Genomic DNA, 22,897 nt, shown 5'->3' on the forward strand with positions numbered 1-22,897 from the left:
CATGGAGCGCATTCCCGAACCCGAATTGATGGATGACCCGGAGCAGGCCGAGGCCTATGCCAGTGCGGACTTTTCCGAGCCGCACAATGCATTTGTTGCCCATTTCCGCCGTCTTTTTCGCGACTTCGTCGCCGGGCGCGTGCTTGACTTGGGGTGCGGCCCGGCGGATGTCGGTATTCGCTTCTGCAAGGCATACCCCGATGCGATTATGACGGGTGTAGATGCCTCCGCTGCCATGCTGCAACTAGGATACGCCGCGGTGCGCGAGGCTGGCCTGGCTGAACGCCTGCAGCTGGTGCAGAGTTATTTACCGGATGAGAGCCTGGCAGCGCTGCAATTCAATGCGGTCATCAGCAATAGTCTGTTGCATCATCTCGACGATCCGGCTGTGCTGTGGGAAACTGTCAAACAGACGGCAAAGCCCGGCGCGCCCGTGCTGATCATGGATTTGATGCGCCCGGCCTCGTTCGCAGAAGCGGGTCAGCTTGCCGGGCGTTATGCCGGCGAGGCACCGCCGGTGCTGCGCCGGGATTTCCATAATTCATTGCTGGCGGCTTATCGCCCAGAGGAAGTGCGGGCTCAGCTGTATAACGCCAGCTTATTCGGGTTTCGCGTAGAAGCGGTGAGTGATCGCCATTTGTTGATATGGGGAAATTTGTGAGTTTCCAGAATCCGGACGATGAGTCCATCCGCACCCTCCTGAAAAAAGTCAAAAATATCGCTGTGCTCGGGCTATCACCCAAACCTGATCGACCGAGTTATTTCGTGGCGAAGGCGATGCAGGGTTTCGGCTTCAGTATCATCCCGGTGCGCCCTGCCATTGCCGAGGTTCTGGGGCAGAAGGCCTACGCGTCCTTGCGCGACGTCACGGGGTCAATCGATCTGGTGGACGTGTTTCGTGCCGCAGAATATCTGGACGCTATTGTTGATGATTGTATTGCCTTACAATTGCCGGCAATCTGGATCCAGGAAGGCATCGTCAACGAGGCCGCTGCAGAGAGAGCCCGCGCAGCCGGCATGACGGTAGTGATGGATCGCTGCATTTACAAGGATTACGTGGCTTTATGCTCCTGAAATTTACCAAAATGCACGGCCTCGGCAACGATTTCGTGGTGTTCGACGCGATTTCGCAAAGCGTGAATTTGAGCCCGGCTCAGTTCCAGTTCATCGCCGATCGCCATTTCGGCATCGGTTGCGACCAGATTTTGCTGGTGGAACGCGCTACCCGGCTCGACGCGGATTTCCGCTACCGCATTTTCAATGCCGATGGCGGCGAGGTCGAGCAGTGCGGCAACGGTGCACGCTGCTTCGTGCGCTTCGTGCACGACAAAGCACTGAGCCCGAAAACCGAAATTCGTGTGGAAACGGCTTCTGGCATCATCGTACCTCGACTCGAGCCAAACGGTCAGGTGACGGTAAACATGGGCGTGCCGCGCTTTGAGCTGACTGAAGTCCCGTTCATTGCGGAAAAACGCGCGCTCACCTATTTACTTGGCCTGGAAGGTAAACTCGCCGAAGTCAGCGTGCTGTCCATGGGTAACCCTCATGCGGTACAGTTGGTAGAAGATGTGGATGGCGCGGCGGTTGCCGTGGAGGGGCCGCAGATCGAAAGCCACCCGAGCTTTCCAGCACGGGTTAACGCAGGCTTCATGCAGGTGCTTGACCGTGGCCGCATCAAGTTGCGGGTGTACGAGCGCGGCGCCGGCGAAACTCTGGCTTGCGGCACTGGCGCCTGTGCCGCAGTAGTGGCGGGGATCATGCGCGGATTGCTGGATGACGAGGTGCGGGTGACAACCCGGGGCGGTGAGTTGATCATCCGCTGGGAAGGCGAGGGGCATCCGGTCAGGATGACCGGCCCGGCAGTGACGGTATTCGAAGGCGAAATTAATTTATGAACATGGGGAGAAAAGAAGCATGAATTCGGAAGCGGTCGCGCAATATTTACATGAAAATCCGGAGTTTTTCGAACAACATTCCGCGCTGCTGGCGGAAGTATTTATCCCCCACCCCCACGGGGGTCGGGCGATATCTATCGCCGAGCGCCAGCAGCTGGCGATGCGCGACAAGAACCGTCTGCTCGAAACCAAGCTGCGGGAGTTGATCCAGTTCGGCGAGGAAAACGACGCCATCAGCGAAAAAATGCACCGCCTCAGCCTGTCTCTGCTCGGTGCGCGCGATCTGGACAGTGCGCTGAATACGGCTTATTTCAACCTGCGCGAGGATTTCGACGTGCCTCACGTGGCGATTCGCATCTGGGCCGGCGCTGATCTGCCGGCACGGCCGGAGTTTATGGGAGCGACGATCGAAATGTGCGCCTTCGCCGACGAGCTGATTACGCCGAAATGCGGCCCGCAGTTGCTTGAGGAAGCGCCTTCCTGGTTCGGCGAGGCCGGGCCTAACCTACGCTCCTTCGCCTATGTGGCAATGCGCTCGGAGCAGTCCTTCGGCCTGCTCGCCTTGGCCAGCGAAGATGTGCAGCGTTTCTACCCGGAGATGGGCACGCTCTACCTGAAACGTTTGGGCGAACTGGTCAGCGCGGCGTTGCTGCGCTATCTTAAGGCGTGAGGGGTAAAGGGTGAGGGGTGAGGGGAAAAGTCAAAACCGCACTGTCGCGGGTTTCACGCCTCACCATGGATAACCCATGAGCCCAGGCGCGACCTATCTGCAAGCCTTTCTCGGTCATCTCGCCAGCGAGCGCCGCCTGTCCCCCCTGACCTGCAGCAACTACGGCCGTGACGTGGCCGAGTTGCTGAAGCTGGCGGGCGAAATCCCCCTGGATCAGCTGCAAGTCCACCAGATTCGGCGCTTTATCGCACAATTGCATGGTCGCGGCCTGGGCGGCAAAACGCTGGCGCGCATGCTCTCCGCCTGGCGGGGTTTCTATGCCTGGCTTGCCCGCGACCATGGCTTTACCAGTAATCCCTGCGCCGGCATGCGCGCCCCGAAATCCGTTAAAGCACTGCCGCAGGCACTGTCGCCGGACGAAGCTGTCCGCCTGATGGAAATCCCCACAGAGAGTGACCCTCTCGCCCTGCGTGACAAGGCGATGTTCGAGCTGTTCTATTCATCCGGCCTGCGCCTTTCCGAGCTCGTCAATCTGCCGCTCAGCCAGATCGATCTTGTCGCCGGCATGGTGCGGGTCACCGGCAAAGGCGGCAAGACCCGTGAAGTGCCGGTGGGGCGTTTCGCTCTGGAGGCGGTGCGACACTGGCTGCCGGAGCGGGAAAAGCTCGTCAGGCCTGAAGAATACACATTGTTTGTGGGCAAAAATGGGACTCGATTGACGCCTCGCGCCGTGCAGTACCGTGTCAAGCAATGGGCTCTCAAACTGGGTATTTCGGCGGAAGTGCATCCGCATGTGTTGCGCCATTCCTTCGCCAGCCATGTATTGCAGTCCAGCGGCGATCTGCGTGCCGTGCAGGAAATGCTCGGACATGCGAATATTTCTACCACGCAGGTGTATACGCACCTGGATTTTCAGCATTTGGCAAAAGTGTATGATGCGGCTCATCCGCGCGCGAAGAAGAAACCTTGACACCTTTCATCTGCTTGCGTGATGATAAGACAATGAATTCTCGTCTGTTATTTTCCCTGTGGCTTGCCCTTGCCCTGCTCTTCGCCCAGCAGGGCGCGGCACTGCATGCCTTGTCGCACTTCGCGGACGGCGTGCCGGCGCAGTCGCAGCAGGAAAAGCACCTGCCCCACTCGCCGGCCTGCGACAAGTGCATAGTCTATGCCGGTATCGGCGGCGCGGCTGCGTCATCGCCGCCGGTTTTCGCTGTCCCGGAAACGACCGCCATACTTGCCGCGGTATTTTTTCTCCTGTTCTTTTCCGCACCGCTTCGCACCTACCTTTCCCGCGCCCCGCCCAGCCTCGCCTGAAATTGATCGCACTCTGTTCCGGTAGCCGGTTTTAACGCTGGTTGCCGCTCCCCGCATGATTCAAGCGGGGACAGGCATTGATATTTTTCACGAGGTCATCATGTCATTCAAACGCAATACCCTTGCGGCGAGCATCGCGCTCGCCCTTGCAGTGCCTCTGGGCGCGCAAGCCGCCGACAGCGCCGAACTAGCGCAAATCCGCGAGCAGATCAAACAGATGAAGGAAAGCTACGAAGTGCGCATCCAGGCATTGGAAAAGCGCCTGCAACAGGCGGAAGTCATCGCCGGTAATGCGCAAGCCAAGGCCGAAAAGGCCGAGGAAAAGATCGTTCAGTCCATCGTCGCACCTGCACCATCGACGTCCACCGGCACTTTTAACCCTGAGATGTCGCTGATACTTTCCGGTACTTACGCCAATCTTTCGCAAGATCCGGCTAATTACCGAATTGGCGGCTTCCTGCCAAACGGTGGCGAAATCGGCCCAGGTCGGCGCGGTTTTGGCCTGGGCGAATCCGAACTGGTTGTCGCCGCCAACATCGATCCCTACCTGCGCGGCCAGTTCACCCTCGCCGTTACGCCGGAAAGCACCGTGGCAGTGGAGGAGGCGTTCGTGCAGTCCCTCGGTCTCGGCAACGGCCTCACGGTCAAGGCTGGGCGCTTCTATTCGGGTGTAGGCTACCTCAACGAGCGGCATGCCCACACCTGGGACTTCGTCGATGCGCCGCTCGCCTACCAGGCATTCTTTGGTGGCCAGTTCAAGGACGATGGCGTTCAACTGAAATGGGTTGCACCAACAGATCTGTTCGTCGAACTCGGGGCAGAGGTCGGGCGCGGCAGCAACTTCCCTGCTAGCAACCGCGCCAAGAACGGCAGCGGTTCAGCGACGCTGTTCGCTCATCTTGGCGGCGATGTCGGTGTCAGCCATAGCTGGCGGGCTGGGTTGTCACTGTTGCGCACTTCGCCCCAAGACCGAACCTACACTGGCGCCGGCGTTACCAACAGCTTCAGTGGCAACAGTCGGCTGGAGATCGCCGACTTGGTGTGGAAATGGGCTCCTAACGGCAACCCGGTCAACACCAACTTCAAGCTGCAGGGCGAATATTTCCGCCGCCATGAAGACGGCGACCTGACCTATGATGTAAATACCGCCAACAACACCGACCGCTATGCTTCGGCGCAATCCGGCTGGTACTTGCAGGGTGTTTACCAGTTCATGCCGCGCTGGCGGGTGGGGCTGCGGCGCGACCAACTGGACGGTGGCAGTGTTGATTATTCTTCCAACAGTGCGGTGCTGGGAACGGAAGCGTTCAACCCGTCGAAAAACAGCCTGATGTTCGATTACAGCCCGAGCGAGTTTTCACGCTTCCGCCTGCAATTCGCGCAGGACAAGTCGCGTCCGGAAGTCACCGATAATCAGATGTTCCTGCAATACCAGATGAGCCTGGGCGCCCATGGCGCGCACAAGTATTAGGAGAATTGGCATGAATTTAGCAAAATCGATGAAATGGCTGTCCGGCGGACTGCTTGCGTTATTTTCCATTCCGGCCTTCGCCGCCCTCAATATTCTCGCCTGCGAGCCGGAATGGGGTGCGTTGGCGCAGGAACTGGGCGGCGACAAGGTGTCCGTGTACAACGCCACCAACGCCCTGCAGGACCCGCACCGCGTCGAAGCCAAGCCCAGTCTGATGGCGCGCGCCCGTGGCGCCGATATGCTGGTCTGCACCGGGGCGGAACTGGAGGTCGGCTGGCTGCCTATCCTGTTGCGCCAGACCGGCAATCCGAAAGTCCAGCCGGGGCAGCCCGGCTATTTCGAGGCGGCGCATTACGTGCGCATGCTGGAGATCCCCACCCGCCTCGACCGCGCAGAGGGCGATGTGCATCCGGGCGGCAATCCGCACATCCAGACCGACCCGCGCAATATCACGCTGGTGGCGGATGCATTGGCAAAACGCCTGGCCGAGATCGATGCCGCCAACGCCGATTATTATCGGCAGCGTCATGTCCAGTTCGCAGCACGCTGGAAAACGGCCATCGCCAACTGGGAAAAGCTGGCAGCGCCTCTCAAGGGAATTCCTATCGTCGTCCAGCACAAAGGGTTTCCCTACCTGGAGAACTGGCTGGGACTGAAGCAGGTGGCAGCGCTGGAGCCGAAGCCCGGCGTCGAGCCGAGCAGTGCTTATCTGTCAGGATTGCTCGGGCAACTCCAGCGGCAGCCGGCGAAAATGGTGATACGAGCCGCCTACAACGATGCGCGCGCCTCCGAGTGGCTGACGGAGCGGGCGAAAATCCCGGCAGTGGATCTGCCTTTTACCGTGGGAGGTTCCGAGCGGGCGAAGGATTTGTTCGGGCTGTTCGACGATACGGTGCAGAGACTTTTGGATGCGCTCAAATGAACCTCGATGCCCTGAGTCTTTCCATCCTCGTTCCAGCCTTCCTGGCCGGCCTGCTGGTTCTGGCAACCCATGTGCCGATGGGGATGCAGGTGCTGTCCCGCAGTATTGTGTTCATCGACCTGGCGATTGCACAGATCGCCACCCTTGGGGTCATCGCGGCGGACCTTTTCGGCTTCGAGCCGGAAGGCTGGGTGGCGCAGGTTGCCGCAGTATCTGCCGCCCTTCTTGGCGCGTTGCTGCTGACCTGGACAGAAAGGCGCTGGCCGGACGTGCAGGAGGCACTGATCGGTGTGCTGTTCGTGTTGGCGGCCAGTGGCGGAATGTTGCTGGTGGCCAACAATCCGCATGGCGGTGAACATCTCAGAGATTTGCTGGCAGGCCAGATTCTGTGGGTGAGTACGGCGCAGTTGTTGCCGGTGGCTGCCCTGGCAGCCACCATCCTGATTCTGTGGTTCGGGTTGAGAGACAGGCTCGGGCGATTTGGATTCTACGGCTTGTTCGCCTTCGCCGTCACCACCTCGGTGCAGTTGGTCGGCGTGTACCTGGTGTTCGCCAGCCTGATTGTTCCGGCGCTGGCTTGCCGTCTTTATTCGCCCCATATCCGGTTGGCGGTGGGCTATGCTGTCGGCGCAGCAGGCTACATCCTGGGGTTGGGGCTTTCGGTATTGTTTGACTTGCCTTCCGGCGCTGTGGTGGTGTGGACTTTGGCGCTGGTTGGAATTGCAGCCTACAGTTTGGGTCCCGACCCGTCCAGAAGCGTTGCCAAATAGGGATTTTCCCTTATTGCCCATGAAGGTGAGCAGCCTTATAATGGTTCACTTATAAATAAACCTGGTTGACCCGCAGTGGTGTTTTCATTTTTTCGCAAGAAGCCAGAAGAAACGTCGCAGGCCAAGCCTCGTGCGCCTGTTGCCGACAGGCACACTGCCACCCCTCGCCAGCAGGTAACCCCGCTAGCAACCCCGACTGTTCCGCCCAATACGGTTGCTTTGGTGCCGCAACCGGCAATTGAATCCAAACCGGCGGCAGTTTCTTCACCCCCATCGCCTCAAACCGAAACGAATACGATTGGAAGTGCTGGAACTGTAGAAACTGCAGAAATGTATTCGGCGGTGGAGGAGGCGGCGATTCTCTATGCCAGCGACCATCCCGACCAAGCCGCCGCGCTGCTGCTGGATTTCGTCAAGAACAATGCCGATAGAAAAGAACTCAAGCCCTGGATGATGTTGTTTGATATTTACCAGATCCAGGGCAAGAAGGCACTCTTCGAAGAGCTTGCGCTGGAGTTCGTTGTTAAATTCGAGCGCAGTGCACCGACCTGGAGCGATGATAAGGTGCCGGGCGTTCAGACCGAAAACCCCAAAGCGGGAGGAGGGACTGCCGTTGAAGGCTATGTTGCCCTTACCGGCATTTTGCAGGGGGACAAGGATTCCCTGTTCCTGAATCTGGAGCAGGTTGCGCAGAAAGGTGCTGGCCTGCGGCTGGACTTTGCCCGGCTGGAGGGATTGGACGCCTCGGGCAGTCGTCGCTTGGTGGAGACCCTGCAGGGTTTGAAAAAGAGCGGAAAGAAAATCACCCCGATCAGCGTTCCGCACGTAACGGAGCTGCTCAAGGCTTTGCTCGGGCAGGGCAGCGAGGATGAGGAGGCCCACTGGCAACTTTTGCTTAACCTCTACCAATGCCAGGGAATGGAGACGGAATACGAGGATTTGGCGGTGGAGTACGCGATTACTTTCGAAATGTCGCCGCCGTCCTGGGAATCCATGCCCCCATGTCGGCAGCCGGTTGAGGCGGTAATGGCCGATACTCCTGATGAACTGCCTCATGACGAGGACACCTTTTTCATGAGGGGCGTGATTTCGGCTGATAGTGCTCAGCAACTGCAGGATCTGAAAAATTTTGCCGCCTCGCGCAGCGAGGTTTACCTGGATATGGCTGATGTGTCCCGTGTGGATTTTGTCAGTATCGGAGATTTCGTTGGTGTGCTGGTTGGATTGAACTGCGGTGGGAAGAAGTTGCTGGTTCGTAATGCTAACGAAATGATCCGCGCCCTGTTCGGAGTCATGGGCGTCGACCAGTTCGCCGATATCCTGAAAAGAAAAATCGGCTGATCCTCTCTGTTCTTCGCTCCGTCAGCTTGTTATGCATCAATCTAATCCAATGGGATTATTCTGCGGAGAAAAATCATGGAGCAATTTCACGGCACCACCATCCTCTCGGTACGACGTGGCAATCAAGTTGCGCTCGGTGGCGATGGGCAGGTAACACTCGGCAATATCGTGGTCAAAGCCACCGCGCGCAAGGTGCGCCGCATCCACCACGACAAAATTCTGGCTGGTTTCGCGGGCGGAACGGCGGATGCCTTCACCCTGTTCGAACGTTTCGAGGCTAAGCTCGACAAGCACCAGGGGCATCTGCTGCGTTCCGCTGTGGAACTGGCCAAGGACTGGCGCACCGACCGCATTCTGCGCCGGCTTGAAGCCATGCTGGCGGTTGCCGACCATGAGACTTCGCTGATTATCACCGGCAACGGCGATGTGCTGGAGCCAGAGTATGGCCTGGTCGCCATTGGCAGCGGTGGTCCTTACGCCCAGAGCGCGGCGCGCGCCCTGCTCGACTACACTGACCTGCCGCCGGAAGAGATCGTCAAGAAAGCGCTGACCATCGCAGCCGACCTGTGTATCTATACCAATAAGAATCACGTGATTGAAGTGCTTGAATAAGGTGAGGGGTGAGACGAGAGGTGTGAGGCGTAAAATCTCCGACAACCTGCGCCTTACACCTCACCCCTCACCCCTAATCCCTCACGAAGAATTGCCATGATCCCAATGACTCCTCAGGAAATTGTCCACGAACTGGACAAGCACATCATCGGTCAGCATGCTGCCAAGCGTGCCGTCGCCATTGCCCTGCGCAACCGTTGGCGCAGGCAGCAGGTGGCCGAGCCGTTGCGGCATGAAATCACGCCTAAAAATATTCTGATGATCGGCCCGACCGGCGTCGGCAAGACCGAGATCGCCCGTCGCCTGGCCAAGCTCGCCAATGCGCCATTCATCAAGGTGGAAGCGACCAAGTTTACCGAGGTAGGCTATGTCGGACGCGATGTCGATTCCATTATTCGTGACTTGGTGGAAATGGCCATCAAGCAGACCCGCGAGCAGGAAACCCTCAAAGTGCGCCATCGCGCCGAAGATCATGCCGAGGAGCGCATCCTCGACGCGCTGCTGCCGCCAGCTCGCGACATCGAAGCAGAAGCGGGTGAGGAAAACGCCACTCGCCAGAAATTCCGCAAGATGCTGCGCGAGGGCAAGCTTGACGATAAGGAAATCGAAATCGAGGTGGCTGGCGCCCAGGCGCATATGGAAATTCTCGCCCCGCCCGGCATGGAGGAAATGACCTCGCAGATCCAGAGCATGTTTCAGAATATCGGCAGCAGCAAGCGCAGGCAGCGCAAGTTGAAGATCGCTGAAGCGATGAAGCTGCTCACCGAAGAAGAAGCGATGAAGCTGATCAATGACGAGGAGATGAAAATCCATGCAGTGCAGAACGTCGAACAAAACGGCATCGTATTCCTCGACGAAATCGACAAGATCACCAGTCGTTCCGAGTCTTCCGGGACTGACGTGTCGCGCCAGGGCGTGCAACGTGACCTGCTGCCGTTAGTCGAGGGCACCACCGTTACCACCAAGTACGGCATGATCAAGACTGACCACATCCTGTTTATCGCCAGCGGAGCCTTTCATCTTGCCAAGCCCTCCGATCTTATTCCCGAACTGCAAGGCCGGCTGCCCATACGCGTCGAGCTTGATTCCCTGAGCGTTTCAGACTTCGAGCAGATACTCACCAACACCGACGCCTGCCTGACCAAACAGTATGAAGCCTTGCTCGGCACCGAGTCGGTGAAACTTGATTTCAAGGCCGACGCTATCCGGCGCCTCGCCGAAATTGCTTTCGAGGTCAACGAAAGAACCGAAAACATCGGCGCGCGGCGGCTCTACACTGTGATGGAAAAACTGCTCGAGGAAATCTCCTTCGAAGCCGGCCGCAAGGTTGAAGAAAGTATCGTCATCGATGCCGCCTATGTTGACGGCAAGCTGAAAGAGCTGGCCAAGAGCGAGGATCTGGCGCGCTACGTGCTGTAAACTTTCTGTCAAGATAACGTAGATTGAAATGAAATTTCATGATTTGGCCATTGGCCAGCGCTTCGATCTCGATGGTGTGGTCTACGTCAAAACCAGCCCAGTACTGGCTGGCAAGGCCGATGGCGGCGGCACCAAATTCATGCCGCGCTATGTCATGGTGAAGCTGCTGGACGGTGCGGCACCGCCGGCCACAGTGGAGCAGGAAAAAATGCTGCGGGCCGATGTGGTGCTGGCTGCATTCGAGACCTACCATTCGGCTTGCCGCGAGGCGTTGGGGAAACTGGCAGGAGATATTCCCGTCGACGGATTGCAAGATATCACCAATGTCCTGGAGGGTGAGCGTCAAAGCTTTCTTGACGCGGTCCTGAAGGGATAGCGCCGTGCTCACCCCAACTCAGAAAATCCACTACTTCCGCCTGCGCTGGGCGGCGTTCAGCCTGGTGGCGCTGGCTTATATCCTGTCCTTCTTTCACCGCTTTGCCCCGGCGGCAATTGCCACCGACCTGCAGCAGACCTTCCAGGCGAGCGGCGCCGAACTGGGTGCGCTGGCAGCCACTTATTTCTACGTTTATTCCGTGATGCAGATCCCCACCGGCGTGATGGTGGATACCCTCGGCCCGCGCAGGATTCTTGCGATCGGCGGGGTGGTCGCGGGGGCGGGTTCACTCCTGTTCGGGCTGGCGGACAGTCTGGCAGTGGCCTCGGCAGGGCGTCTGCTGGTCGGGTTGGGGGTGTCGGTCACCTTCATTTCGCTGCTCAAGCTCAATGCTGCCTGGTTTCATGATCGTCATTTTGCCACGCTCACCGGCCTGTCTATCCTGCTGGGCAATATCGGCGCGCTGCTGGCTGCGTCACCCCTGGCCTGGGCGCTGGGGTTTGTCTCCTGGCGCACCGTGTTTGTTGTGGTGGGCGGTCTTTCTCTGGGGGTTGCCGTACTGGGCTGGATGATGGTGCGCGACCATCCCGGCAATGCCGGCCTGCCTTCCATGCGTGAGCTGGACGGCAAGGCAGCTCACCCGCCGCACGATGGCCACTGGTACGACGGCTTGGTGGTCGTGGCGAGAAATCGCTCTACCTGGCCAGGCTTCTGGATCAATCTGGGGATGTCTGGCTCGTTCTTCGCCTTCGGCGGGCTATGGGCGGTGCCATTCCTGCGTGATGTTTACGGCATGGAACGCGGCATTGCTACTTCATATACGTCCATGCTGTTACTCGGGTTTGCTGCAGGCGCATTCTTTGTCGGCATGCTTTCGGACCGCCTCGGACGACGCAAGCCGGTGATCATTTTTGGGGCTCTGCTGTATTGCCTGAGCTGGTTGCCGCTACTGTTCGGCTGGCGCATGCCGCCAGCAATGGGATATGCACTGTTCTTGATGATGGGGTTGGGCGCATCGGGTTTTACCTTGACTTGGGCCTGCGCCAAGGAGGTGAATAAGCATGCCCTTTCCGGCATGGCCACCAGCGTGGTGAATACCGGCGCGTTTCTCGGCGCAGGCATCCTGCAGCCCCTGGCGGGCTGGATGATAGACCGGGCCGCTCAGGCGCGGGGCGGGAGCACGACACTGCATCAATTGTCCGATTACCAGGCCGGTCTCGGTACGATGCTGGGATTCGCGCTGATGGGGCTGATGGCGACGCTGTTCATCCGCGAAACCAACTGCCGTTATGTTGGTATGGATTGAAGCATGGAAAATATTGTCTTTCTAGATCGCTCGACGCTGGAGGCAACTATTCGTCGCCCGGCATTTCCCCATCAATGGGAAGAATATGCCACCACCGCGCCGGAAGAAATCGTCGTCCGCCTTATCGACGCCACCATTGTCATCACCAACAAGGTGCCGCTACGGGCAGAAACACTGGCGCAATTGCCGCAACTCAAGCTGATTGCCGAGGCCGCCACCGGGGTCAACAACATCGATGTGGACTGGTGTCGCAAGCACGGCATCGCAGTCGCCAATATCCGCAACTACGCTGTGCATGCCGTGCCGGAACACGTGTTCATGATGATTCTGGCGCTGCGCCGTAACCTGCTGGCCTATCGCGCTGACCTGCAGCGCGGGTTGTGGCAGCAATCCGACCAGTTCTGCCTGTTTACCCATCCTGTTCGCGATATTCATGGCAGCACTCTGGGCGTCATCGGCCACGGCGTACTGGGACAGGCGGTGGCGGAGATGGCGAAAGCCTTTGGCATGAAGGTTCTGTTTGCAGAGCACAAGGGGGCAACCGAATCTCGCCCTGGCTTCGCGCCCTTCGAACAAGTGCTGGAGGAAAGCGACGTCGTGACTTTGCACGTGCCGCTGACAGAGGCAACCCGCAACCTGATCGGCGCGGACGAACTGCGCCGGATGAAGCCCTCATCCCTGCTCATCAATGCCGCGCGCGGTGGCGTGGTGGATGAGGATGCGCTGGCGGAGGCGTTGCGCGAGGGATACATTGCCGGAGCGGGATGCGATGTGCTGTCGGCGGAGCCGCCGAGCGCAGGCAATCCCTTGCTCATTCTCGATCTGCCCAATCTGATCGTCACCCCCCACATTGCCTGGGCCAGCCGCGAAGCGATGCAGATCCTGGCCGACCAGCTAATAGCCAACATCGAGACCTTCGTGCGCGGGGCACCGCAGAATCTGGTGACCTGAAGTGGTCGTCGTCATCGCTCCCGATTCCTTCAAGGGCAGCCTCAGCGCGCTGGCGGCGGCGCAGGCAATGGCACAGGGAGTGCGCCGGGTCTGGCCGGAAGCGGTGATCCGGCTGTTGCCTATGGCCGATGGCGGCGAGGGCACGTTGGATGCGGTACTGGCTGGCTGCGGTGGCAGGCGCCTGGAGGCTGAAGTTACCGGCGCTCATGGCTATCCACTGCAGGCTGCCTACGCACTCCTTGCGGCCGGCACGGCGGTGATCGAAGTGGCACAGGTCGTGGGTCTTACCCTGCCTGGCGTGCGCGAAGTGGCGGTGGCCGAACGCAGCACACGCGGCGTCGGCGAGCTGATCCGGTTATGCCTCGATCAGGGTGTGCACCGTTTGTGGATCGGTCTTGGTGGTAGTGCCACCAACGATGGTGGGGTCGGCATGCTGGCCGCGCTCGGCGCGCGGTTTCTGGATCGTAGCGGGGCTCCGATCGAGCCGACACTGCACGGCCTGGCTGATTTTCATCGAGCTGATTTTTCTGGCCTTGACTCGCGCTTAGCCGACTGCGAACTTCATCTTCTCACCGATGTAATCAATCCGCTTTGCGGCGAGCATGGCGCTACCGCAGTGTTCGGTCCTCAAAAGGACGTTCTGTCAGCCGAGATTGCCCGGTTCGATGAGCGTCTGCACCGCTTTAGCGCGGCAGGAGATCGCTGGCTTGGCAGTTTCCTGTCGTCTCAGCCTGGCAGCGGTGCGGCAGGTGGGCTGGGTTACGCCCTGCAGCTACTGGGCGGGCGCTATTATTCCGGCGCCGAGACGGTGTGCCAACTGCTCGGTCTGGATGCGGCGCTGGAGGGTGCGGACTGGGTTGTCACTGGCGAAGGCCGTAGCGACAGCCAGACTCATCAGGGCAAGGCACCCTGGGTTGTGGCGCAGCATGCGCACCGTCAGGGTGTGCCGGTGAGCCTGGTTTCGGGCTGTATTGCCGAGGCGGCGAAAGCGCAACTGTCGGTCCGCTTCGACGGTTGTTTTGTGCTGGCTGGGGAGGATATTGGCGTCGAACTAGCTATGCGCGAAGCGACGTCACTTCTAGTGGATCGAGTAGAAGAGGCGGGCAAAGCAAAAAAGAAGTCGTTGCAATCCATTCCTGATTAGATGATAATAGTTCTCATCCGCATACTTAAATGGATTGGTCATGAACTACAAACAAATTACTTGCAGCCTGGTTGCCGCAGCCGGTCTCGCTTTGATATCCTCAGTCGGGTTTGCCGCGCCGGACGAAATCCAGGTTTATACCGAGGAGATGAATGATCCCGGCGAATTCGGTCTGGAGTTACATGCGAATTACACCATCGACGGCGCGCGGCAGGCAGGGTTTGAAGGCGAGAAGCCTGCCCACCACATGCTGCAGGTCACGCCGGAGTTTTCCTACGGCATCACCAAATCGCTGGAAGCGGGGCTGTATGTCCCTTTCGCGTTCAGTCCTGACGGCAACACCTATAATAACGGCCTGCGCTTCCGCCTGAAATTCATCGCGCCGCGCGAGGAAGGCGAGTCCTTCTTCTGGGGGTTCAACACCGAGGTTGGCTATTCTACCCGGCGCGTGTCGGAGAGTTACTGGGGCATGGAACTGCGGCCGATCATCGGCTACCGCACCGAGAACTGGCTGGTCAGCTTCAACCCGATCCTGGACATGAGCCTGTCCGGCAACGTCAGCCGTGAACCCAGTTTCGAGCCGGGGTTGAAGGTGACGCGCAAGGTGTCTGAAGGTACGCATGCCGGTTTCGAGTATTACGGCGAGTACGGACCGATGCACCATACCCTGCCGGCGAATGAGCGTGCCCATTATCTCTACGGCGTGGTGGATATCGAGAAGAAAGACCTCGACATCAATTTCGGTATCGGCCACGGCTTTGACAATGCCAGCGACCAGTGGGTGGCGAAGGCGATCATCGCCTTTCCGTTCAAGTAGGGGCTAGACCGCTTCTTCCAGCGCCATTTCCAGTTCCAGCCAGCTTTCCTCCAGTTCCGCAGCTTTGACTTCCAGGCTCTCATGCCGGGTATTCAGAAGGCCGATTTCGTCCCCAGAGCATTTAGCATAGGTGGCCGGGTCGGCCAGCTGATGGTTGATTTCGGAAAGTTCTGCCTGGACAGTAGCCAGCTCGGCTTCGAGCTTGGCCTGTCTGGATAGCAGGGCCTTCTTCTTCGGCCTGGGCGCGGCTTCCAGGCGAGGTTTTTCCTGCTGCACCTGAGCCGTCTCACGTGGTCGCCGGGTTTCGATCCAGTTTTTGTAGTCCTCCAGATCGCCATCAAAAAGCTTCGCTTCGCCGTCAGCAATCAGCCACAACTCGTCGGCTACGGCGCGGATCAGGCTGCGGTCGTGGGAGACCAGCACCACCGCACCGGTGTATTCCTCCAGCGCCAGCGTGAGGGCGTCGCGCATGTCCAGATCGAGATGGTTAGTGGGTTCGTCGAGCAGCAGCAGATGCGGTTTTTGCCAGGCCAGCAGGGCCAGCGCCAGGCGGCTTTTTTCGCCGCCGGAAAAACTTTCCACCGGTCTATCCTCGCTGTTTCCGGCCAGGCCGAAGCGGCCAAGGAAGGTACGCAGTGCCAGCGTGGTTTCCTTGGGCGCCAGTCGCTCCATGTGCTGCAGCGGTGTGGCCGCGCTGTCCAGATTTTCCAGTTGGTGCTGGGCGAAGTAGCCGATGCGCATCTCCGGGGTGATTTCCAGTTTTCCCGCAGTGGGCTCGAGTTCACCCACCAGCAGCTTGATCAGGGTGGATTTCCCGGCGCCGTTCGGCCCCAGCAGGGCGATGCGCGCGCCGGCACGCAGTGCCAGATCGACGTTCTGGAACAGGTTCTTGTCGCCATAGGCGAAGCCCATGTTTTCGGCGCGCAGTAGCAGGTCTGGGCCGCGTTCCGGCGCCTCGATCTCCAGCTCGAAATGGCCGTCGGTGATATGCGCCGGGGCAATGCGCGTAAGCCGTTCTAGCGCCTTGACGCGGCTTTGCGCCTGTTTGGCCTTGGTGGCCTTGGCGCTGAAGCGGCGCACGAAATCTTCGAGGTGGGCGATCTTGGTCTGCTGCGTCTGGAAGGCCTGGTTCTGCTGGGCGATTTTTTCGGCGCGTGTGCGTTCGAAGTCGTCGTAGTCGCCGGTATAATTGTCGATAACGCAGTCGTGTACGTGGGCGATACGGTTGACGGTGGCGTTGAGAAACTCCCTGTCGTGAGAGACCAGCAGAATGCTGCCGGGGTAGCGTGCCAAGTACTGTTCGAGCCAGAGGATGGCTTCGAGATCCAGATGGTTGGTGGGCTCGTCGAGCAGCAGCAAATCAGCCCGATGCATCAGTGCGCGGGCGAGGTTGAGGCGCATCCGCCAGCCACCGGAGAAGCTCGTTACCGGACGTTCCAGGGTGTCGTTGGCGAAACCCAGCCCATTCAGAAGCTGTGCTGCACGGGCTTTGGCGGCATAGCCATCGAGGGCTTCATAGCGGTGCTGCGCGTCGAACCATGCGGCGTCATGTTGTTCGCTCGCCAGGATCTTTTCCAACTGGCGCAGCTGAACGTCGCCATCAAGCACGAATTCCAGCGCGGGTTGCGTCGAGTTGGCGATTTCCTGTTCGACAAAGGCCAGTGTCTTGCCGGATTGCAGCGAGATTTCGCCACCATCGGGTTTGAGTTCACCGCGTATCAGGCGAAACAGGGTGGATTTGCCGCAGCCGTTCTTGCCGACCAGACCGATGCGCTGGCTGGAGTACGCCTGTAAATTCACCTGCTGAAATAGCGGTATGCCGCCTTGAAGGTAAGTCAAATTCTGTATATTTAGCATGGTGCAATGATACCAGATGCGCCATACCTATCAGACCTGCTTCAGGCTCCCGAAAATCTCCAGCACGATAGGATTTTCTGCGCCAGATCATGGTGCACTTCGCTATGCCTTGGCAAAACCGAACCACGTTGAATCCGACCCCGGTGAAGTTAAATCTAGTTATCATCCTGGTTGCGAAAATCGGACTTGCCTTTCTGTACAACACTTCCATCTCATTCAAGATATAGGCGCGAATGCGCCTTTATTGTTGCCCGCGTGACGCGGAAGGGCAGTTTTTTTGGCCTTCATCCCAGCGTGAAAAACGGTTACATGGTTATGTCGTTGTTATTCAAGCTGTTGTAATTGTGTGTGAAAATATAAAATTCTGGCACGACTTATGCTTACGTTCTACTAATGATGTATTTTGCTGCGATACTACGCGGCCAGGAACCGTTATGTTCGATTTACTCAAATTTTTTCACCGTAAGGAAGCCGGCTTGCTCGAAGGCGTGCTCGGTGCCGGGGCATGGCCCAGCGAGCAGAATTCCCAAAACGAATGCGATTTTCTGAAGGCGCTGGTCGATGCGCTGACGGCTTTCGGCGCGAAAGGAGCGCCGTATTCGCGCGAGCGCTTGAAAACGCTGATGCGCCTGGACGAATGCAGCCAGGGTTTGCAGCACAGCCTGGGCAGAAAATACCTGGAGGGCGCGGACGAGTCGGCGCTGGAAACCGCGGCGGGCCTGAGTGTGCAGATGGCGAACAGTTACCGGGGGTTGTGCCGAGAAATCGTCGCCGGGCGTGACGGCGGAGGTGGCCGGAAATATCTGCCGCTGGTCGTGGCACGCACGCTGAATCACCTTGGGGCAGCGGTCAAGTGGGGATACTTCAGGCAAGAGAAGGTGCCGTCGGCGATGTGGGAGCGTTTGCATAAATTTTATCTTCTCGCCGAATCCGCCGGTTTCGCTGGAGCGCAGATCAGACTGGCCAGCGGCAGGTTGACGACCTGTGCCGACGAATATGTCCACATCCTGCTTCTCGACATGGTACGGCCGACCAGTCTGAAGCCGTTCCAGATCGGACTGGTTGCCGGGTGGCTGGAAGAATGGGCGCCACTGGTGAGATTGGAAAAATCCTGTGACACCGGTTCGCATATGCACTGCGTCGATCTGATGTCCGGGAGTGCCGCCAAGAGACTGGTAGAGGGCATGAATGGCGACAATTTGCGTTGCTGGGGTATGGCGGATCTGTATGTGCATATCCGCAAGCTGCGTTTCGAATTGGCGCAGGGAGATGCTGTGGACCGCTTGCAGGTTGAAGGAGTGCCGGCAACCATGCAGGACTATAAGTTGCTGCTCGATTACCTTTCCAAGCACTGGATTCGCCCGAAGAATGCCCGCAATCAGGAGCGCATCGCTTCCGGTAGCAAGGTTGTCGAAATGGCTTGTGGCGTTGAGGCGGTCCGAACGTGCCTGCATTCCGGCGCGGCGGGAAAGTCGAGAGATGAGGAATGCGCGCTGATCGAGCATTGGGCGGTGGAAAACGAGAGCGGGAGCGGCTATGGTCTGCTCGAGGGCAAACCGCCGGAGAAGCCGGAGTTCGGCAAGCTGGTGTGCGTCAAGCAGGCGGGCGATACCGGCAAGTGGGAAGTCGGTGTGGTGCGCTGGAAAAAGGAATCCTCCGGCCCGCCCGCCTTGGGCATCGAAAAGTTGAGCGAAGACCCCAAGCATGTGGAGCTTTGCCTCGCGGACAAGGCCGGCAATATGAGGATCAGAGCCGTTTTCCTGCCGAAGTGGTACGACCGGGAGGTGGACAGCAGCTTGATCCTGCAGGCGCCAGATTATGCCGCCAATAGCCTGCTCGACATGTACTACCGCAACAACGTGTTCCGCATTCGCTTGACCGAAGTGGTGGACGTTACCGAGGAATGGGTGCGGGTGAAATTCGATCTGCAGGGTCGTCGCACTGGCAAGATGGTGTGAGTTCCAGAATTCTCGGTTGGCCTAAAAATGCCGTTGCTCACGTGACCATCGAGGGCAACCAGATCAGCATCAGTGCCGAAGTGAAGAAAGAAAAAGAAGAAAAGGAAGGTGATAAAGTGTTGCGTAGCGAGCGTTATTACGGCAAGGTATATCGCAGCTTCAGCCTTGGGCAGGACGTCGACTAGGCAACTCTGTGGCTAAATGCAATGATGGCGTGCTTGATCTGACACTGCCGAAGAAGGCAACGTCCAGCGCGAAAAAACTGGCCATCCAGTAATTCTGCAAATCTGTCCGAAAAGGCGGCTCTGTGCCGCCTTTTTCGTTTGCGCTAAAATAGGCCGATTATTACCCTAGGCGAAAGACCAATCATGCCACTGAGCGCATCCACCGCAAAAGAAAAAGCCGCCATCCTTTCCGAAGCGCTGCCCTATATCCGCCGTTTTCAGGACAAGACCATCGTCATCAAGTACGGTGGCAACGCCATGACCGAGGAGCGCCTCAAGCAGGGATTCGCCAAGGACGTGGTGCTGCTCAAGCTGGTCGGCATGAACCCGGTCGTGGTGCATGGCGGTGGGCCGCAGATCAACGATCTGCTGAAGCGGGTCGGCAAGCAGGGCGAGTTCATCCAGGGCATGCGCGTCACCGACCGGGAGACCATGGATATCGTCGAAATGGTGCTGGGCGGCTCGGTCAACAAGGAAATTGTCAACCTGATCAACCAGCATGGCGGCAAGGCGGTGGGGCTGACGGGCAAGGATGGCGGCTTCATCCGCGCCAGGAAGATGATGGTAAAGCACGCCGAGAAGGCGGGCGAGTACATCGATATTGGCCATGTCGGCGAGGTGACCAATATCGACCCCACCCTGGTGGCGCTGCTCGACACCCAGGACTTCATTCCGGTGATCGCGCCGATTGGCGTGGGCGAGGATGGCGAAGCCTATAATATCAACGCCGACCTGGTGGCGGGCAAGCTGGCGGAAACCCTCAAGGCCGAGAAGCTGATTCTGCTCACCAACACCACCGGCGTGCTCGACAAGGAAGGCAAGCTACTTACCGGCCTGACCGCAGCCAAAGTGGACGCGCTGATCGAAGACGGTACTATCAGCGGCGGCATGATTCCGAAAATATCCATGGCCCTGGAAGCAGTAAAGAACGGCGTCAAGAGCAGCCACATCATCGATGGTCGGGTGGAGCATGCGCTACTGCTGGAGATTCTTACCGATGAGGGCGTAGGCACCTTGATCCGGGCGAACGATTGAAACTTTCCCGGACCTGGGTGTTCGATCTCGACAACACCCTGCACAATGCCGGCGCGCATATTTTCCCGCACATGAACCGGGCCATGACGCTGTATCTGCAAGACCACCTCAACCTCGATGAAGCGGGTGCGAACGAATTGCGCGAGCGGTACTGGCTGCGCTACGGCGCGACCTTGCAGGGTTTGATGCGGCATCATGGCACCGACCCCGATCATTTTCTCTGGCACACCCATCAGTTTCCGGCGCTGCACCAGATGGTGTTACTGCAGCGCGGGCTGAGGTCGGCGTTGCAAAGGCTGCCTGGCCGCAAGCTGGTGTACTCTAATGCGCCGGCTCATTATATCCACAGAGTGCTGGAGCTGCTCGGCATTGCGGACCTATTTGAAGAGGTGTTCACGATCGAGCATGCCGGCTATCGACCGAAACCGGATACTCAAGGGTTTCGTCTTTTATTTCGTCGGATGCGACTGAACCCGTCGCGGTGCATCATGGTCGAAGATACGCTGGCCAATCTTAAAACCGCAAAAAAACTCGGCATGAAGACGGTACTGGTGGGGGCGTTGCCGAAACGCCCGGGTTGCGTGGATCTGAGTGTGAAATCGGTGCTGGAGTTGCCGCGAGCGCAGCGCCGTATCCGTTAACAAGGAGTTGTTGGTGACAATTAATAATCGTGTGCTGTTTCTCGGGGTATTCCTGGCCTGTTTCGGGTTGCTAGGTTTTGGGCTGGTGCTACAGCATGTTATTCACCTCGAACCCTGCCCGCTGTGCATCCTTCAGCGCATCGTCTTCATCGTTATCTGTGCGACGGCACTGACGGCGGCTATTCATAATCCAAAACACAGTGGCTGGACCGTATATAGCGGATTGTTGACTTTTTTATCTCTGTTGGGCGGAGGAATCGCCGCCTGGCAGGTGTATTTGCAGCACCTGCCTCCCGGCCAAGCGCCAGAATGCGGGCCGGGTTTGGATTACATGCTTGAGGCCATGCCGCTGGCCAAAATTCTGCCGATGATTTTCAAAGGTTCGGGCGAGTGCGCCGAAGTAACCTGGACCTTTTTAGACATGTCCATCGCGGAATGGGCGCTGGGCTGGTTCGTCCTGTTTGCCTTGGTGGGACTGGTTGCGGCTTTTCGTCGCAGCGCATCTCAAAAGTAGGTTATTTTCGGGTTCCGGAGTCTTAACTGTAGGCGACTGTCAAATCGACCGACGGTCAATTTCGTCCAATTAAATCGGGTTGGTCGTTCCGAGGTGGGAATTGGCTCACGTCTACATGCAGCACCTACGGGCCAGCGGACCCTCTACGGAGTAGCACATATGGTTTCTATGCAAGAGCAGTTTTTGAAAGCCGGCCTGGTCGCCAAAAACAAAGTCAAACAGGCCAATCAGGACAAAAGCAAGCAGAAGAAGGTCGAGCGCCGGACCGGTATGCACAGTGTCGATGAAGTGCGCCTGGCCGCACTCGAAACGCAACAGTCGTTCAATCTATAGTTCTTCATATTTCCAGGTAGCCTTTGCCATCGCTTCCACTTGCTACCTGAATTCCAACTATCGTTGGTTCTTAAAGTGCTCCGTTCTTGTAGGCTTCGACCGGGACGCTGATTTTGACTTCGTCGCTAACCGCCGGTATGTATTTTGTCAACCCGAAGTCAGAGCGCTTGAGGGTAGCCGTGATATCGCCGGCACACATCGGTTTCTTGCTCACTGGGTTGCTGCCACACTGGAAACCGTTCACCGTAACCTTGAGGGGTTTGGTCACGCCGATCATGGTGAATTGGCCTTCCGCCGCGACAACTTTGTTGCCATCGAAAATCAGTTTGTCTGATTTGAAGGTCATGGTCGGAAATTTCTTCACATTGAACAAACCCTCGCTGGTCAAATGTTTCGCCCAAGCCCCCCAGCCCATATCGAGTGACTCGGTGTAGACCGTGAAGTCCACGCTACCCGTCTTGGCCGCGAAGTCGATCATGATTTTGCCGCTCGTCTTGTTGAAACGGCCATGTTGCGTTGTGAAACCCAGGTGTGTGATCTCAAAAACCGGGGCGGTAAATTCTGAATCGGTAGTGTAGCTATCGGCAGCGCAAGCTGGCGCGACCAGAGCGGTCGTTACTGCGAAAGCGGCTAAGTATCTTTTCATGAAAACCTCCGGTAAAGACAGAATTCTGTTATTTGTCGTTGGGGAACGCCTGCAAATAGCTGGCCACGGACTCCATTTCCTCGTGGGAAAGCAGGTGTGCGACTTGCGTCATCGGCGTATTCGGCCTTTCATCCGTTCTCTGAAAAACTTGCAGTTGCTTCACCAGGTAGTCCCGGTGCTGATTCGCCAATCGGGGGAAACTCGCGAGTCCTTCCCCTTTAGGTCCATGGCAAGTCATGCAGGGTGGAGCCTCTTTGGCCGGCAACCCTTTCTCGAATATCTCCTTGCCGGCAGCCATTTGCTGCACGTCGGCGGGAGCGTTGGGCTGCGCAACCTGCTTGGCGAAGTAGTCGGCGAGTCCCTTGATTTGATCGTCGGTGAGATGGTGGCTTAAGCCCCACATATATTCAAAGCCGGCCGGGTCGGAGCGGTGTTGGCTTCTGAAGTTCTGCATCTGTTCGATGATGTAGACTGGCTGCTGCCCGGCGAGTCGAGGGAAATTCGGCGACACGGAATTGCCATCGACACCGTGGCAATTCGAACAAACCTGGACGGCGGTCACCGCCGGAGGGACATTCGGGTTGGCGAGGTCGCGTGAGCGCTCGAGGTTGGAACAACCGGAACTAGTCGCAGCCAGTCCGACAGCCAGCATTAATAAGATATTTTTCATTTCGAATC

At 58.2% G+C, this 22,897-nt stretch carries 26 protein-coding genes; 23 read left to right on the plus strand and 3 right to left on the minus strand.

Annotated elements, in window-relative coordinates:
• Position 1 precedes the first annotated feature (1 nt).
• The 17 genes from SCD_RS01530 (at position 2) to SCD_RS01610 (ending at position 15,011) form a co-directional block, all read left to right on the plus strand.
• Positions 2-661 carry a class I SAM-dependent methyltransferase gene (locus SCD_RS01530; RefSeq protein ID WP_009206897.1) on the plus strand — a complete coding sequence of 220 codons (660 nt, stop codon included), beginning with the start codon at positions 2-4 and terminating at the stop codon, positions 659-661.
• Positions 658-1,074: a CoA-binding protein gene (locus SCD_RS01535; RefSeq protein WP_009206896.1), complete on the plus strand. Its 417-nt coding sequence runs from the start codon at positions 658-660 to the stop codon at positions 1,072-1,074. Before SCD_RS01530 ends, SCD_RS01535 begins: the two co-directional genes overlap by 4 nt.
• Entirely contained in the window at positions 1,065-1,895 is an 831-nt protein-coding gene (gene dapF, locus SCD_RS01540) for a diaminopimelate epimerase (protein WP_009206895.1), read from the plus strand. The genes SCD_RS01535 and dapF overlap by 10 nt, the downstream gene beginning before the upstream one ends.
• A 19-nt stretch (positions 1,896-1,914) precedes the next feature.
• The gene (locus SCD_RS01545; protein ID WP_009206894.1) at positions 1,915-2,565 is read left to right on the plus strand and encodes a DUF484 family protein; all 651 of its coding nucleotides are present in this window, start codon (positions 1,915-1,917) and stop codon (positions 2,563-2,565) included.
• Positions 2,566-2,641: 76 nt separating this feature from the next.
• Positions 2,642-3,535 (plus strand): tyrosine recombinase XerC, encoded by an 894-nt coding sequence (gene xerC, locus SCD_RS01550; RefSeq protein ID WP_009206893.1) that lies wholly within the window; start codon positions 2,642-2,644, stop codon positions 3,533-3,535.
• A 32-nt stretch (positions 3,536-3,567) separates the two neighbouring features.
• A complete protein-coding gene (locus SCD_RS15520; RefSeq protein WP_021035744.1) occupies positions 3,568-3,882 on the plus strand; it encodes a hypothetical protein in 315 nt (104 codons plus the stop codon).
• Between the two features lie 100 nt (positions 3,883-3,982).
• Complete coding sequence (locus SCD_RS01560; protein WP_009206891.1) at positions 3,983-5,353, plus strand: hypothetical protein; 1,371 nt, start codon at positions 3,983-3,985, stop codon at positions 5,351-5,353.
• A gap of 10 nt (positions 5,354-5,363) precedes the next feature.
• Positions 5,364-6,275 (plus strand): metal ABC transporter substrate-binding protein, encoded by a 912-nt coding sequence (locus SCD_RS01565; protein ID WP_009206890.1) that lies wholly within the window; start codon positions 5,364-5,366, stop codon positions 6,273-6,275.
• Positions 6,272-7,045, plus strand: a complete 774-nt coding sequence (locus SCD_RS01570; RefSeq protein WP_009206889.1) for a metal ABC transporter permease — start codon at positions 6,272-6,274, stop codon at positions 7,043-7,045. Before SCD_RS01565 ends, SCD_RS01570 begins: the two co-directional genes overlap by 4 nt.
• A gap of 78 nt (positions 7,046-7,123) precedes the next feature.
• The gene (locus tag SCD_RS01575; RefSeq protein WP_148290725.1) at positions 7,124-8,386 is read left to right on the plus strand and encodes a hypothetical protein; all 1,263 of its coding nucleotides are present in this window, start codon (positions 7,124-7,126) and stop codon (positions 8,384-8,386) included.
• A gap of 75 nt (positions 8,387-8,461) precedes the next feature.
• Entirely contained in the window at positions 8,462-8,998 is a 537-nt protein-coding gene (hslV, locus tag SCD_RS01580; protein WP_009206887.1) for an ATP-dependent protease subunit HslV, read from the plus strand.
• 96 nt (positions 8,999-9,094) lie between these two features.
• On the plus strand, positions 9,095-10,417 hold the full coding sequence (gene hslU / locus SCD_RS01585; protein ID WP_009206886.1) for an ATP-dependent protease ATPase subunit HslU: 1,323 nt from the start codon (positions 9,095-9,097) through the stop codon (positions 10,415-10,417).
• 28 nt (positions 10,418-10,445) lie between these two features.
• The gene (locus SCD_RS01590) at positions 10,446-10,793 is read left to right on the plus strand and encodes a hypothetical protein (protein ID WP_009206885.1); all 348 of its coding nucleotides are present in this window, start codon (positions 10,446-10,448) and stop codon (positions 10,791-10,793) included.
• Between the two features lie 4 nt (positions 10,794-10,797).
• Positions 10,798-12,099: an MFS transporter gene (locus tag SCD_RS01595; RefSeq protein ID WP_009206884.1), complete on the plus strand. Its 1,302-nt coding sequence runs from the start codon at positions 10,798-10,800 to the stop codon at positions 12,097-12,099.
• A gap of 3 nt (positions 12,100-12,102) precedes the next feature.
• Positions 12,103-13,050 (plus strand): D-2-hydroxyacid dehydrogenase, encoded by a 948-nt coding sequence (locus SCD_RS01600; RefSeq protein WP_009206883.1) that lies wholly within the window; start codon positions 12,103-12,105, stop codon positions 13,048-13,050.
• Between the two features lies 1 nt (position 13,051).
• Positions 13,052-14,194: a glycerate kinase gene (locus SCD_RS01605; RefSeq protein WP_009206882.1), complete on the plus strand. Its 1,143-nt coding sequence runs from the start codon at positions 13,052-13,054 to the stop codon at positions 14,192-14,194.
• Between the two features lie 40 nt (positions 14,195-14,234).
• Positions 14,235-15,011, plus strand: coding sequence for a hypothetical protein (locus SCD_RS01610; protein ID WP_009206881.1), 777 nt, complete (start codon positions 14,235-14,237; stop codon positions 15,009-15,011).
• A gap of 3 nt (positions 15,012-15,014) precedes the next feature.
• On the opposite strand, the gene abc-f is transcribed toward SCD_RS01610, so the two are convergent.
• Positions 15,015-16,868, minus strand: coding sequence for a ribosomal protection-like ABC-F family protein (gene abc-f / locus SCD_RS01615; RefSeq protein ID WP_021035746.1), 1,854 nt, complete (start codon positions 16,866-16,868; stop codon positions 15,015-15,017).
• Between the two features lie 434 nt (positions 16,869-17,302).
• On the opposite strand from abc-f, the gene SCD_RS01620 reads away from it, so the two are divergent.
• The 6 genes from SCD_RS01620 (at position 17,303) to SCD_RS16020 (ending at position 21,573) form a co-directional block, all read left to right on the plus strand.
• Complete coding sequence (locus tag SCD_RS01620; RefSeq protein ID WP_009206879.1) at positions 17,303-18,826, plus strand: hypothetical protein; 1,524 nt, start codon at positions 17,303-17,305, stop codon at positions 18,824-18,826.
• On the plus strand, positions 18,823-19,011 hold the full coding sequence (locus SCD_RS16795) for an Hsp20/alpha crystallin family protein (protein WP_009206878.1): 189 nt from the start codon (positions 18,823-18,825) through the stop codon (positions 19,009-19,011). Before SCD_RS01620 ends, SCD_RS16795 begins: the two co-directional genes overlap by 4 nt.
• Before the next feature lie 183 nt (positions 19,012-19,194).
• Positions 19,195-20,085, plus strand: a complete 891-nt coding sequence (gene argB, locus SCD_RS01630) for an acetylglutamate kinase (protein ID WP_009206877.1) — start codon at positions 19,195-19,197, stop codon at positions 20,083-20,085.
• Positions 20,082-20,726, plus strand: a complete 645-nt coding sequence (locus tag SCD_RS01635; protein WP_009206876.1) for a pyrimidine 5'-nucleotidase — start codon at positions 20,082-20,084, stop codon at positions 20,724-20,726. Before argB ends, SCD_RS01635 begins: the two co-directional genes overlap by 4 nt.
• Before the next feature lie 13 nt (positions 20,727-20,739).
• Positions 20,740-21,240, plus strand: coding sequence for a disulfide bond formation protein B (locus SCD_RS01640; protein WP_009206875.1), 501 nt, complete (start codon positions 20,740-20,742; stop codon positions 21,238-21,240).
• 159 nt (positions 21,241-21,399) lie between these two features.
• Positions 21,400-21,573, plus strand: a complete 174-nt coding sequence (locus SCD_RS16020) for a DUF2058 family protein (protein ID WP_009206874.1) — start codon at positions 21,400-21,402, stop codon at positions 21,571-21,573.
• A 70-nt stretch (positions 21,574-21,643) separates the two neighbouring features.
• Here the strand turns inward: SCD_RS16020 and SCD_RS01645 are convergent, their stop codons facing one another.
• Complete coding sequence (locus SCD_RS01645) at positions 21,644-22,219, minus strand: YceI family protein (protein WP_009206873.1); 576 nt, start codon at positions 22,217-22,219, stop codon at positions 21,644-21,646.
• A 28-nt stretch (positions 22,220-22,247) separates the two neighbouring features.
• Positions 22,248-22,889, minus strand: a complete 642-nt coding sequence (locus tag SCD_RS01650) for a c-type cytochrome (RefSeq protein WP_009206872.1) — start codon at positions 22,887-22,889, stop codon at positions 22,248-22,250.
• Between the last annotated feature and the right edge of the window lie 8 nt (positions 22,890-22,897).

The sequence above is a fragment of the Sulfuricella denitrificans skB26 genome (genome assembly GCF_000297055.2).
Lineage (GTDB): Bacteria > Pseudomonadota > Gammaproteobacteria > Burkholderiales > Sulfuricellaceae > Sulfuricella > Sulfuricella denitrificans.

Bases quoted from the DNA above. Each gene is read 5' to 3' on its own strand.
- SCD_RS01530 (WP_009206897.1), top strand. From the start codon at position 2: ATGGAGCGCATTCCCGAACCCGAATTGATGGATGACCCGGAGCAGGCC.
- dapF (WP_009206895.1), top strand. From the start codon at position 1,065: ATGCTCCTGAAATTTACCAAAATGCACGGCCTCGGCAACGATTTCGTG.
- SCD_RS01545 (WP_009206894.1), top strand. From the start codon at position 1,915: ATGAATTCGGAAGCGGTCGCGCAATATTTACATGAAAATCCGGAGTTT.
- xerC (WP_009206893.1), top strand. From the start codon at position 2,642: ATGAGCCCAGGCGCGACCTATCTGCAAGCCTTTCTCGGTCATCTCGCC.
- SCD_RS15520 (WP_021035744.1), top strand. From the start codon at position 3,568: ATGAATTCTCGTCTGTTATTTTCCCTGTGGCTTGCCCTTGCCCTGCTC.
- SCD_RS01560 (WP_009206891.1), top strand. From the start codon at position 3,983: ATGTCATTCAAACGCAATACCCTTGCGGCGAGCATCGCGCTCGCCCTT.
- SCD_RS01565 (WP_009206890.1), top strand. From the start codon at position 5,364: ATGAATTTAGCAAAATCGATGAAATGGCTGTCCGGCGGACTGCTTGCG.
- SCD_RS01570 (WP_009206889.1), top strand. From the start codon at position 6,272: ATGAACCTCGATGCCCTGAGTCTTTCCATCCTCGTTCCAGCCTTCCTG.
- hslV (WP_009206887.1), top strand. From the start codon at position 8,462: ATGGAGCAATTTCACGGCACCACCATCCTCTCGGTACGACGTGGCAAT.
- hslU (WP_009206886.1), top strand. From the start codon at position 9,095: ATGATCCCAATGACTCCTCAGGAAATTGTCCACGAACTGGACAAGCAC.
- SCD_RS01590 (WP_009206885.1), top strand. From the start codon at position 10,446: ATGAAATTTCATGATTTGGCCATTGGCCAGCGCTTCGATCTCGATGGT.
- SCD_RS01600 (WP_009206883.1), top strand. From the start codon at position 12,103: ATGGAAAATATTGTCTTTCTAGATCGCTCGACGCTGGAGGCAACTATT.
- SCD_RS01610 (WP_009206881.1), top strand. From the start codon at position 14,235: ATGAACTACAAACAAATTACTTGCAGCCTGGTTGCCGCAGCCGGTCTC.
- abc-f (WP_021035746.1), bottom strand. From the start codon at position 16,868: ATGCTAAATATACAGAATTTGACTTACCTTCAAGGCGGCATACCGCTA.
- SCD_RS01620 (WP_009206879.1), top strand. From the start codon at position 17,303: ATGTTCGATTTACTCAAATTTTTTCACCGTAAGGAAGCCGGCTTGCTC.
- argB (WP_009206877.1), top strand. From the start codon at position 19,195: ATGCCACTGAGCGCATCCACCGCAAAAGAAAAAGCCGCCATCCTTTCC.
- SCD_RS16020 (WP_009206874.1), top strand. From the start codon at position 21,400: ATGGTTTCTATGCAAGAGCAGTTTTTGAAAGCCGGCCTGGTCGCCAAA.
- SCD_RS01645 (WP_009206873.1), bottom strand. From the start codon at position 22,219: ATGAAAAGATACTTAGCCGCTTTCGCAGTAACGACCGCTCTGGTCGCG.
- SCD_RS01650 (WP_009206872.1), bottom strand. From the start codon at position 22,889: ATGAAAAATATCTTATTAATGCTGGCTGTCGGACTGGCTGCGACTAGT.